The sequence below is a fragment of the Streptomyces sp. NPDC051173 genome, assembly GCF_040689515.1.
Classification (GTDB): Bacteria; Actinomycetota; Actinomycetes; order Streptomycetales; family Streptomycetaceae; genus Streptomyces.
Genome location: NZ_JBFBBD010000028.1, coordinates 19,334 through 31,933 on the forward strand (window position 1 = coordinate 19,334; position 12,600 = coordinate 31,933).

Annotated in this window: 5 protein-coding genes; 4 read left to right on the forward strand and 1 reads right to left on the reverse strand. The window is 70.6% G+C overall.

Going from position 1 to position 12,600, the window contains the following annotated elements; genetic code table 11:
- Positions 1-261 precede the first annotated feature (261 nt).
- Genes AB0435_RS17125 through AB0435_RS17140 form a run of 4 tightly spaced genes read left to right on the forward strand, consistent with a single transcriptional unit; the run spans position 262 to position 12,266 of the window.
- A complete protein-coding gene (locus AB0435_RS17125) occupies positions 262-4,959 on the forward strand; it encodes a YncE family protein (RefSeq protein WP_366427334.1) in 4,698 nt (1,565 codons plus the stop codon).
- Positions 4,956-7,304, forward strand: a complete 2,349-nt coding sequence (locus AB0435_RS17130; RefSeq protein ID WP_366004056.1) for a hypothetical protein — start codon at positions 4,956-4,958, stop codon at positions 7,302-7,304. The genes AB0435_RS17125 and AB0435_RS17130 overlap by 4 nt, the downstream gene beginning before the upstream one ends.
- Complete coding sequence (locus tag AB0435_RS17135; protein ID WP_366004057.1) at positions 7,297-10,929, forward strand: hypothetical protein; 3,633 nt, start codon at positions 7,297-7,299, stop codon at positions 10,927-10,929. The genes AB0435_RS17130 and AB0435_RS17135 overlap by 8 nt, the downstream gene beginning before the upstream one ends.
- Positions 10,930-10,958: 29 nt before the next feature.
- The gene (locus tag AB0435_RS17140; protein ID WP_366427324.1) at positions 10,959-12,266 is read left to right on the forward strand and encodes a hypothetical protein; all 1,308 of its coding nucleotides are present in this window, start codon (positions 10,959-10,961) and stop codon (positions 12,264-12,266) included.
- 31 nt (positions 12,267-12,297) lie between these two features.
- On the opposite strand, the gene AB0435_RS17145 is transcribed toward AB0435_RS17140, so the two are convergent.
- A complete protein-coding gene (locus AB0435_RS17145; RefSeq protein ID WP_366004059.1) occupies positions 12,298-12,588 on the reverse strand; it encodes a hypothetical protein in 291 nt (96 codons plus the stop codon).
- Between the last annotated feature and the right edge of the window lie 12 nt (positions 12,589-12,600).

A 12,600-nucleotide genomic window follows, 5' to 3' on the forward strand; every position in this document is an offset into this window, starting at 1 on the left:
TCACGGACGGTTCGAGGGGGATGATTGCGGCGGAGTCTTCGGTGTTCCAGCAAAACGGTCAAAAGTCGGATTCTGGCACGGAAGCCGACGAAAGCGCCGCGCCCCCCCGCTCCATCACCTGGCTTGATCATCGTCGGGAGGGCCCCGCCGCTGATAGCGTGCGCCCGCATTTCATGTCCACATTTCCACATTCACGTCCACACACTTACGACGGACCGTGCCCGGCGCGGCCAATCGGTCAGAAGGGAATGCGCTGTGGCAATGACCGTCGGCGGACTCAAGGAATGGCTGACGAGCCTCTCCGGAACGAAGGAGCTGGCTCTTCCCGATGGGCTCCCCGGCGAACTGGCGGACCTCAAGAACGCGGTGAACCCGGGCGCCCTTTCGAAATGGTTCACCATGGGCGCCTCCCTCACCGCGATCGTTCCCGATCCGGGTGATCTTCGCGTCGCCGGAAGCATCGCCACCGAAACGCCGCAACTCTCCCTCCGGTTCTTCGGTGATGACGAGGAGAACCCCGATGACGCCACCATCACCGGCGTCGAGCTCGGCCTGTCGCTCAAGGACCACCCCGTGATGTCCGTCCTCAGCGCCATCGGGCTGCAGGACGTCCTCTTGGCGTACGAAATCCGGATGCTCGACGGCGCCGCTGTCCGTGAGCTGTCCGCTCAGGCCACGATCGCCTGCAACGGCGGCGATCCCCTCCTCATCACCTGCGCGCTCGACTTCGAGGCGGAGCAGACCAGTTATGAGTTCGTCGTGGAGCCCGAGGCCGGAAAGGGGTGGTACGTCGCCGAGGCATTCTTCGGGCTGTTCGGTGTCGCTCCTCCGCCCGTCCTGAAGGACATCGCCCTCGAGCGCCTCAGACTGGCGTACGACCGGGGCGCCGGCTCCACCGGTTTCCGCGTCGAGGTGGACGCCGAGTTCCCGCTGGGCGACGTCACCGCTGACCTCGGCGTCAAGGCCACGCTGTCCAAGTCCGGTGACAGCCAGACGTACGAGCAGGAGTACGAGGGCCGTCTGGTCCTGACCGTGCCCGCGCGGGGCGGCGGTGACGAGGGCGTCCGTACGCTGGCCTTCGACGTCAAGGACGCCCAGCACGCCGAGTTCAGCGCGACCTGCGAGGACTCCAAGGGCGTGTCGTTCGCGGAACTCGCCGGACTGCTGGGGCTGACGGACGCCTCGGCCGCCGAGGTGCTGGCCGAGCTGGGCACGATCATGGGGCTCACGGTCGGCTACGCGTCCGCACGCAAGTCCATCGTGTTCGCCGCGAAGGAGAAGGCCGGCGGCTCGCTCGTTGTCGTGTCGGACCAGCCGACGGGCGGCACGCGTGCATGGGCCGTGCGCGTGGGCGTCGGGCTGGACGCCAAGTTGTCCGACGTACCGCTACTGCAAGGGCAGATACCCGAGGAGCAGGACCTCGGCGTGAGCGGGTTGGGCATCCTGCTCACCTCCGAGGAGCTCAGGCCCGACCGCGTCACCGAGCTCAACAAGGCTCTCGCGGCGAGCGACGCAACGCTGCCACTGCTGCCCGCCGACGGCCTGGGCAAGGGCATGGCCTTCACCGTCGCCCTCCAGCTGCCCGGCCACTCGGAGACGACCTCGGTCGTCGTCCGGGGCGACAGCCGCAAGTCCAAGGCGTCCGTCCCCGCGCAGCAGCCACGCACGATCACGCAGGACGGCACACCCGTCCTCGGCGACGTCCCGGAGGCCCCCACCGCCACCCCCTCCGGCCTCCCGCTCGTCGCCTGGCTCAAGATCCAGCGCAAGGTCGGCCCGCTGAACCTCAGCCGCGTGGGCGTGGGCTTCGCCGACGGCACCGTCTGGGTGCTGTTCGACGCCTCCCTGGGCATGGCCGGGCTCACCGTCGGGGTCGACGGGCTGGGGCTGGGCATCGAGCTGTCCGACCCCACGAAGCCGAAGTTCCGACTGGACGGTCTGAGCGTCGGCTACTCCCGCCCTCCGCTGGCGATCAAGGGTGCCCTCGTCAACCGGCCTCCGGACGACACCTACAGCACTCTGATCGAAGGGGCTCTGGCCGTCACGGCCGAGGAGTTCGGCCTGACGGCGCTCGGCGCGTACGCACAAACCACCGCGCACCCCGACCAGCCGTCGCTGTTCCTCTTCGGCAAGGTGGAGGGCGAGTTCGGCGGTCCGCCGCCTGTGCAGGTCACCGGCATCATGGCCGGCTTCGGACTCAACACCGACCTGCGGCTGCCCGAGGGCGACCAGGTGCTGGACTTCCCGTTCCTGAAGAACATGTCTTCCCAGGAGACCGACCCTCTCACGGTCCTGGACACCCTGATGGGTGGCCGGAACGCCTGGGTGCGGCCCGCGTCCGGGCAACTGTGGTTCGCGGCGGGACTCGAGTTCAAGGTCTTCGAGTTCCTCGACGGCCAGGCATTGCTGGTACTGGAGGTCGGCGACGATTTCGCGGTCGCGGTGCTCGGCACGGCGGAGGCCCGGTTCCCGAAGGACCAGTCCCTGACCCCGTACGCCCGGGTGCGGCTGGGCCTGTCCGCCAAGTACCGGGCCAGCGAAGGCGTACTGAAGCTGACCGCGCAGCTCGCGCCCGGCTCGTTCCTCCTGTCGGAGGCGTGCGTCCTGACCGGCGGGTTCGCGCTCTACACCTGGTTCGAGGGCGAGAACGCCGGTGACTTCGTCCTCACACTGGGCGGCTACTACCCCGGCTATCCGGTACCGTCGCACTACCCGCAGGTGCCGCGACTGGGCTTCAACTGGCCGGTCACTTCCGAGCTGACCATCAGCGGTGGCTCGTACTTCGCCCTCACTCCCGGCGCAATCATGGCCGGTGGCGCGCTGGACGTGAACTTCCGCTCCGGCGACCTGCACGCGTGGCTGACCGCGCACGCCAACATCCTCATCGAGTGGGCCCCCTTCCACTTCGACGCCGAGATCGACGTGAGCATCGGCGTGAGCTTCGTCCTCGACCTGTGGCTGGTCCGCGAGACGATCAGCGTCGAGGTCGGCGCGTCCCTGCACCTGTGGGGCCCGCCGACGGGCGGCGAGGTCACCGTCCACCTCTGGTTCATCTCCTTCACCATCGGCTTCGGTGACGGCAGCGCGAGCGGGGACAAGGCCGCCCCCTGGTCGGATGTGGTCAAGCAGCTACCGGAGAAGAACCCCGTCCGGCTGGTGCCCATGGACGGGCTGATGCCGGTGCAGTCCACGGTCGAGCCCGGCCTGTGGACCGTCGGCACCGGCACCTTCTCCTTCGCCGTGCGCACGGCCGTCCCCGTCGGCGCGCTGTACCTCGGCGAGGGCAAGCAGCACAAGCTCGACGGCGCAGAAGTCGGCATCCGCCCGCTGCGCGACGGCGGCGAGAAACTGGAGTCGACGCTCACGGTCACGCTCACCAAGGAATCCGTCGCCCAGGACCTGAGCACCTGGACCGCCACGCGGAACCTGGAGAGCCTGCCCGCCGCTCTGTGGGGGCCGTACGACGGCAAGCTGACCACCGGCAGCAAGCAGCGCGTGGACGGACAACTGACGGGCGTCGACCTACGCGTTCCGGCACCCACGCAGGGAGCCACGCCCGGGCCGATCAAGGCCGGGACGATCGCGCACGACGACCGCAAGCCGGACGGTGTGCTGCCGCTGAAGCAGCCCACCACCGTACGGACGGCCGTCACGCGGGCCGAGTCCGCCAAGGCCGGAGCCGCCCCGTCTGCCCCGTCCGCCGCCATGGAGCCCGTCGTCGAAATCGCCCTCGAGCCCCGCCCGACCCTGGGTGCCCTCACTGCCGGCACGACCGGCGCGGCGGTCGACCAGTCCCGCGACCGGCTCTTCGCCGCCATGGACTACCTCGGCGTGAGCCCCGGGACCAACGAGCGGCTCACCGCCACCGACGCGCTGGTGGCGGGTGACGTCACGGCGCAGCCCGCGCCCCCGGCCCCCGGCCCCCCGGCCGCGAGCGAGCGGCTGTACGTCCTGGACGCGGGGGCGACCGTCACGCCGGTCGACGCGCAGAGCTTGACGGCGTACGAGTCCATCGCCCTGCAGAATGCGGGCGCGGCCTATCTCGCCGTCAGCCCCGACGGCAGCCGTCTGTGCGCCGCCGCCCCGACCTCACAGCACGTCGACGCCTTCGACATCACCGCCAACCCACCCGGCAAGGCCGTCGACCTCAACGGCGACTTGCCCACCTGGCTGCCGCAGAACGCGAAGGGCATATCGTTCTCACCCGACCACGCCTGGGCGTACATCACTTACGCGCAGCCGGACCAGATGGCGATCATCGGCTTCCAGAACGGCGTTCCGGCGGTGCGTCACACGTACGGCACGCTGGCGGCGGACCAGTCGACGTCCGAGCCGGCCGACGTGGTGCCCGCCGCGCCCTGGGACAAGACGGTCTACATCGCGCTGCCGCACGACAACAGTGTGGTGCGGGTGGACGTCGGTAACCTGGACAACCCCACTGCCCGGACGTACTTCACCGGTATCCCCGCTCCCACGCGCCTGGCCGTCGACCCCAAGGGCCGCTGGGTGTACGCGCTCAACACGGGGAAGTCCACCGTGACCGTCATCGACGTCGTGGCCAAGAAGATCGCCGCCACCCTGCGCACCGGCACCGGCCCGAGCGCCTTGGCCGCCTCCGCCGACGGCACCCGGCTGTACGTGGCGAACGCCGTGACCGGCACCGTCTCGGCCTTCGACACCAGCGGAACCCTGCCGCAGGAGACGGCCGAGCCCGTGTGGGTGGGCGCACAGCCGACCGCGCTCGCGGTGTCCGCCGCGGGCGACCGGCTCTACGTCATCCGGTCGGGGGCCAAGGAGGTCCGGGTCGTGGACACCGCGTCCGCCCAGCCGGTCCTGCTCCCCGTCCGCGTCACCCTCAAGGACGATCCCGTGGCGCTCGCCGTCACCGTACCGCCGGCAGTCACCGACACCCCGGCGGCTCCCAGCGTCCCCCGAATCACCGAAGGCGGTGCGGCATGAGCCACCCCGAGTACGCCCCGGACCCCGACCCGTCGCTGAACGTGCAGTTCGCCGACTCGCTGGTGCCCAAGCTCACCGCGGGGCGGTACGTCCTCACCGCGCACCAATCCCTCACCAAGGACGGCACCCGGGTCGACACGGACCACTACCTGGACACCCCGGTGACCCAGCAGGTGGAGGTCCGCGCGCCGCGCTTCACACTTCAGCCGGAGTGGATTCACGGCGCGTACCCGACGCCGGGCGCCACAGGCCTCTACGACGACGTGCTGCCACATGTCACGCTCGACCGGGCGACCCTGCCGTGGGAGCGGGTGGAGGAGAAGAGCACGCAGCTGCCCTGGCTGGCTCTCCTCGTCTTCGGCGAGGGCGAGCTGCCCGAGACCGACCCGCACTGCCTCGGCCAGACCGAGGCGAAGACCGTGGGTGAGCTGCTCGGCCCCGAGAGCGGCGTCGTCCTGCCGCACTTCGACCAGGCCGCGGACCCCGTCACCGAGGACGACAAGAAGACGACGTGCCGCACCGTCCTGGTGCCCGCCGCCGTCTTCCACTCCGTGGCCCCGGCCGAGGCGGAACTGCCCTTCCTCACCCACGTCCGCCGGGTCAACGAGCAGCACCAGGGCGTGACGCTCACCGACGACCTGATCCAGGTCGGCGACTACGCCGTCGTCGTCGGCAACCGCCTGCCCCGCGCGGCGGGCGGCCGGTACGTGGCCCATCTGGTCTCCCTGGAGGGCTGGGATTCGCGCCTGCCCGACGGCACCGAGACGTACCACGGGCCCGACGAGAAGCTGCGGCTGATCTCGCTGTGGTCGTGGTCGTTCGAGACGATCCCCGACCACGCGCCCGGATTCGCCGCGCTGACCGAGCACTTCGTCGAGGACGCGGGCAAGGACGGCTCCCCGCTCCTGCTGCGCGTACCGCTGCCCACCGACCGTGCGCTGTCCGGATCCGACCGGCAGGAGGTCGCCGGCCGACTCGGCGAGGGCTACCTGCCGATCTCGTGCCGCACCGAGTCCGGACGCTCCACCTTCGGCTGGTACCGGGGCCCGCTCGTTCCCCGGCCGCCCGAGCCGCAGACCGAGCGCGAACGCCGCCGTTGCGCCGCCGAGGCCCTGATCCACCTCCAGCAGTACGGCGTCTTCGACGTCAGCCTCGCGACCGCGTTCACCGCCGGCCGGGGCGTCGCCCTGGCCGACCACCAGTTCGGCGCGGCGTTGCTGCGGCTGCGCGGCAAGGTGCAGTGGGCAGCGGAGAAAAGGAGCCGTACGGCGACAGCCGGGGCGCGGGCGCGCGTCGAGCACCTGGCGGTGAACGGTCTGGCCGGCCACCTCGGCGAGGCCCTGACCGCCGCCCCGGCCCGCGTTCAGGCCGACGCCGCCCCCGTGGGACGCCCTGCCGTCACCCCGGTGCCGGCCGCGACCGAGCTGCCGGCCACCGCAGGGCTCACCGTGGAGCGGCTGCACGCCGACGCGGACCTGCACGCGAGGCTCACCTCCGGCGACGAACCGCTCGTGGACCCGAAGGACGACGACCTCGCCCTCGTCCGCGAACGGCTGCTCGGTCTGCGCAACCTGGCGGGCGTGCCGTTCGCCCACCTCGTCCCCGACGCCCGGATGCTGCCCGCGGAGAGCCTGCGCTTCTTCTACGTGGACCCCGACTGGACCGCCTCGCTGCTCGACGGCGCGCTGAGCGTGGGGCTCGCGCACTCCTTCGACCTCACCTCGGACGCGTTGATGTTCGGCCCCACGGGCCAGGCCCCGCTTCCGCCGTTCACCGCACCGGTCACCGGACTGCTGCTGCGCTCGCAGCTCGTCAGCGGCTGGCCCGCGCTGGAAGTCCGCCCGTACGCGAACACCACTGCCACCGACGGTGAAACGACCCTGCGGGTCCTGCGCCGTGATGCGCTCGCCGACGACGTGCTGCTCGTCCTCGTCGAGGGTGTTCCCGGCCGGGTCGAACTCGCCGAACCGCAGCAGGGCGTGCACTTCGGCATCGACGAGCCGGACAAGGACAGCAGGACCGACCCGCTCGACGACGGCATCATCCGGCTGCGCGAGATCGACCCGCGGAGCAGCACGCCGCTCGGGCAGGAGACCGGCGGGCAGTTCCCGGCGCAGCCGGGGCTCCGCTCCTTCCTGCGCGACACCGGCACGGGCAACCCCGACACCGTACTGAGCATCACGCGCCTGGCCGACGGGCTGAAGGGCGCGCTGGGCCTGAGGGACCGGCCACTGACCCCGAGCGAGTTCGCCATCCAGATGATCAACGCCGCGCAGCGCCGTACCTTCACCACCGCTGCCGCACAGCACACCCCCACCACGACAGGAGACCACCCCAATGGCTGACCGCGACGACACCCTCATCGTCCCGGTGAACGTGGACGCCCTGGTGGTCAACGAAAAACTGCGCGAGCGCGACAGCCAGGGCTTCCGGCGCTGGCGGCCGAACTTCGACCTGCTGCGCCACAGCCTCAGCCCCGAGGTGCCCCCGTTCACCAACGAGGACCAGTGGAACGCCACCCATGACGGCGAGACCGACGACGCCTACAAGCAGTACGACGGCGTCTACGTCCGCTGGGAGCTGCCCGAGGCACTGCGCCAGGGCGGTGCGCGCGCCACGGGCGGGCGCACGGAGTTCCCGCTCGTCCCCAACCGCTGGCTCGTCGTCCGACAGGTGCAGGACAAGCCGGAGCTGACCACCGGCTGGGTGGTGGAAAGCGACTACCTGGACCCCGAGGACGGCACGTCGCGCTTCATGCACCCCGTCAGGCCCGACGCCGGGGATCCGGCGGTCACTCCGTACCGTTCGACGATCGTCACGACGCAGATCGGCAGGAAGCAGCCCATCGGTGCCGACGGCACCGCGTGGACCGAACCCACCGACCCCTCGCGCAAGGAGCTGTTCCTCACCGCGGTCGGTCCCGGCATCATGACCTTCCACGTCTACCAGCCGTACCACGAGAACGTCTTCTCGCTGCACGACGACCTGATGGGCGTCGACAGTGCGACGGTGAACTACCAGGTCGTGGGCTGGCATTCGGACCCGGCCCAGGAGGAGCTGCGCCGGCGTCTCGGCGCGGCGGGTGCGACGGTCGGCTCCGTGCTGGGCGGGCTCGGCTGGACGGTCGCCGACCTGCCCGAGGGCTGGACACCCGGCAGCACGACGTACTGCGGCCGCGCCCTTCAGGTGCAGTGGGACCGCGTCGGCGCCGCCCCGGATTCGGACCGCCCGCAGAAGGCGGACGTATGGGACCGGATCGCCGTCGGGAGCAGCGCGGACGAGGCGTACGCCGCGCTGACGGCCAAGGCCCGCGCGGCCCTCCCCGCCGACTCCGCGAACGCCATCGACCACACCACCGACCCCGCCCTCCTGCACGCCCTCGGCAAGGGCCTGCTCGACACCCTCGACGGGCCCGACGGTGAGGTCCGCACGGCCCAGGCGCTGCACAAGGGCTGGTTCCAGCAGCTGCCGGGCGGCTACGTGTGGCGGCTCGCCAACACCTCGGACAAGGGCAACGCCTCCGGTGACCCGAAGTCGGTCACCTGGTCCGGTGTGGCGCCCGAGCACGAGGCATGGCTGGCCGAGCTCAACGGCTACCAGAGCGCGTACGACGCGGCCGAGCGTGAACTCGTCGCGTTGCAGAAGCGGTTGTACGCACTGTGGTGGATGCACAGCCTGCCGCTCATTCCGCCGCAGTACAGCCGCGACCGGCTGGGCGCCGAGCTCGACCCGTCGGACGAGGACGGGCTCGCGGGTCAGGTGGCCGCCGCGCAGCGCGACCTCCGGGAGCAGAAGCAGAAGGACGTCACCGACTGCGTCAACAGCCACCCGCTGCCCAAGGACTATGAGCTCCGCAAGGAAGCGCTGCCGCCCTTCCACCAGGTCACCGACCCGACGGTGGTGCTGGCCGGTGCGAAGAGCCACACCGCGCACAAGGCGCTGCCGGGCGGCGACGGGGCCCTGCCCTGCCGCATGCCGTCGCAGATCGTCGACGACGGGCGCGCGAACCCCTTCACCGCGCTCCGGACGAGCGGGCTGCCGCCGGTCGTGCCGGCCCTGCTGGTCGAGTTCGCGTGCGTGCTCGACCCGAAGACCGCGGGGAAGTACCCGCCCGACATCGCCCCGGCCCCCTGGCGGCAGCCGTGGAAGCCGCTGCTGTTCCAGTGGCGGATCGACCACTGGCCGGTGCCCTACGGCGACCTGAACGACCCGAACTGGACGTTCGACGGCAGCCGCTACACGTGGCAGAAGGGTGACCCCGCCCCCGCGATCGAGGTGACCGGCCGCCGCTTCCTCGTACCGCTGCCGCAGCACACGCTGAGCGGCGGGCTCGAACAGCACGCCGCCGACCACCCCGACGCGGCGACAGCCGAAGCACTCACCGCGGCGGCAGCGCAGATCAAGGACCTGGACCTGCTCTCGCAGCGGCTGGACGGGCTCACCGACGCCTTCGCCCTGCGCGACCCCGCACCCGGCGTCAGCCCGCCCGGCGACATCGGCAAGCTCATCGGTGACGCCTTCAGCCACCTGCCCAACCCGGGCAAGCTGCCGGAGCCGTTCAAGGACTGGCAGGATTCCGGCTTCACCCAGATCCGCGCCGGGCAGTTCGAGCTGCGCCGTCTGAGCATTGTCGACGAATTCGGCCAGAACCTCGACGTCCTGCTGCCCGGCGACGCGGACAACTTCATTCCGAAGGTCGCCGACAGCCTGCACACCAACGGGAGGTCCGCCCAGCGCACGAACCCGGAGCGGTTCGTCCAGCTTCCGCCGCGCCTGCTCCAGCCCGCCCGGCTGCGGTTCGACTTCGTCGCCGAGCACGACGACGACCAGCTCGTCGACCTGACCGCGAACACCACGCCGGTGGGCGCGTGGATCGTCCCCAACTACGTCGACCGCTCGCTGCTGTGCTACGCACCGACCGGCGACCCGCTGGGCGAGCTGCGCCTCGAGCTCCGGGCAGCCGCCGGCGGTTCCGGCGGCGACGTGACGACCGTGGTCGCCTGGGGCCCCCTGCCGGACTCCCGGGTGCGCACGATCGACGACCTGCGGGACGCGCGTCCCCAGCTGTACGCGTTCGCCCGTGAGCTGGCCGCGAAGGGCCCGGACGCCTTCGCCGACCTGCTCGCCACCGTCGACCACGCGCTCGCCGGCATCGACCCCGGCAGCCCGTACGGCGACGAGGTGCTCGGCGCCCTGCTCGGGCGGCCCCTCGCCTTGGTCCGCACCCGGCTCGGCTTCGAGCTGGACGGCCTTCCCGTCGCGGACGCGGGCTGGCGGTACGCGCTGGACTGGAAGACCCAGGCCGCGTGGGGCACGCGCCCGGACGGGGAGCCCGTGCCCCCGGAGATGGCCCACCTCGACTACCGGTGGCCGGTCCGCCTCGGCAACGCCGGACAGAAGGGCGACGGCCTGATCGGCTACTTCTCCGAAGACGACTACGGGACGTTCTACGCCGTGGCCAAGCCGACCACGGGCACCGACTACGTGGCCGGGATCTCCGGCACCAACTGGCCCTCCCTGCACGCGGATTCCACGCAGCGGACGCACCTCACCCTGCTGCTCGACCCGATGGCCACCGTCCATGCGACGACGGACGTCCTCCCCGTCACGGAGCTCCGGCTGCCGTCCCGCTTCACGCGGACGGCGATGGCCGCGATGCAGGTGGCGCTGCGGCTCAGCCCGGTGCTGACCACGACACGGAAGGTTCCGGCCAAGGACGTGGGCACGAGCCGGGGTGACGCGCCGGCCGGCTTCGTCAACGCCCTGGCCATGCCGCACCCCACGTCCCCGCAGGGCACATGGGACTGGGCCGAACTGGTCGTACCCGACGTGCCCGCCGGAGCCGACGCCGCAGCCGAGTGGGTCCACGAGCCGATCGTGCAGATCGATCAGACAGCACGGCTGGACGAGGACGGACCGACCGTGCGCACCGGCTTCCTGCGCCTGTCCGGCGGCTTCGACACCAAGTGACACCCCCGATCCTGAAAGGACCCGCCTCCATGAGTGAGCCGGACAACGGCCAGTCCCTGCTGGACTACGCCGTCATCAGCGAACCGTTCCCGCTGTACGCGACGACCGGGACCGACGACCCCGCCACGGCCCTGCACATCGTGGTCTCCAACGGTGGTGGCGACACCGTCCACTGCCGGGAGATCGTGTTCTCCCTGCCGGAGGGTGATCTCGCCCAGAGCCTGGTCCGGGAGGACGCGGGCGACGGACAGGCTCCGGACTGGGACGTGGTGCGCCTCCAGCCCGGCACGCAGACCGTGGTGCCGCCGGGCGGCTACGCCAGCTTCCAGGCCACGCCCAAGGGGGATGCCAAGAAGACCGGCGTGCGCGTCGACGCCGAGGGCCTCGTCATCACCCTGGAGAACCTGAAGATCAGCGCGCGCCCCGGAACGGCCCGGATCGAGATCCGCGAGGTCGCCACCACGGACACGGACAAGTGGCCCGACAGCCCGCGCTTCACCAAGCTCGCGATGACGAAGTTCCCGGCGCCGGAGATCCCCGTCCAGGCGATCTCCGACTTCACGGCCGACAACCTCGAGGTGGAAGCCGGTGGCTCGGTCCGCCTCACCTGGAACGGTCCGACGACCCTCGCCTACAAGGTCTCTTACGGCGGCAGGACATATGCGGCCGACAAGCGCGAGTACAGCACGACGATCGACCGCGACACGACCTTCCAGCTCTCGTACGTCACCGGCGGCACCACGCACTACCTGACGACCACGGTCACGGTGAAGAACCCGAAGCTCACGGGGCTGAAGGTGGACGGCGATGTCACGGTCACCGGTGCCACGGGTGTGCAGGGGCTGACGGTGGGCGAGGACCTCACGGCGAAGGGCAACGTCACTGCCGTCGCCGACGGGAAGATCTTCCGGATCCGGGAGCTGCGCGGTCCCTTGGGTGAGAACCTCAACGTCAACAGCACGATCAGCGTGCTGAAGGACAACTCCGTCACGATCGCGGGTGGGATGACGGTGAACGGGGATCTGACAGCGAAGGGCAATGTCACTGCTGTCGACAGCGGGATGATCTTCCGGATTCGGGATCTCCGCGGACCGTACGGGGAAAGCCTCGGAATCGACAGCACTGTCAACATCAAGCCCGGTAACAACCTCCGCCGTGGAGGTTACGAAGCCATCTGCGAGAACGACTCCATCGGCCTTCGCAACAGCTTCTACTCCGACGATTATGGGCGTTGGCTGTACGCAAGCTCACTGGTCCGTGACAATCGGCGAGAGACAGCCGTTTGGGATAGGGACCAGCGCGTAGGCGGCTCCAGCTGGAGGGTGGTGCGGGACTAAGCCGATCGGCAATCCCGCAGGGGAGCGCGGGCTACGCCTGGCAGTTGGTGACCGTGCCGCCGTCGCGGTTGTCCGTGCGGCAGAGGCTGTCGCCTCGCCCGCCGTCGACGGTCCCGTACGGGCCGACGGCGACTGCCGTGCCGCCCGGTCCCTGGATGACGTCATCGTCGTCGTCTCCGGAGACCGTGGCCTCCCTGCCTCGGCCGTGCCCTACCGCTTCGGTGAGGAGATCGCGTTCTCCCTCGCCGGGTTCGCGGTGACGGTGCGTACCGACTTCAAGAAGATCCGCTGAGGCCGGTCCGTCCACCGGCCTGCACAGCACGGCTCCTGGGCT

Bases quoted from the DNA above. Each gene is read 5' to 3' on its own strand.
- AB0435_RS17135 (WP_366004057.1), top strand. From the start codon at position 7,297: ATGGCTGACCGCGACGACACCCTCATCGTCCCGGTGAACGTGGACGCC.
- AB0435_RS17140 (WP_366427324.1), top strand. From the start codon at position 10,959: ATGAGTGAGCCGGACAACGGCCAGTCCCTGCTGGACTACGCCGTCATC.
- AB0435_RS17130 (WP_366004056.1), top strand. From the start codon at position 4,956: ATGAGCCACCCCGAGTACGCCCCGGACCCCGACCCGTCGCTGAACGTG.
- AB0435_RS17125 (WP_366427334.1), top strand. From the start codon at position 262: ATGACCGTCGGCGGACTCAAGGAATGGCTGACGAGCCTCTCCGGAACG.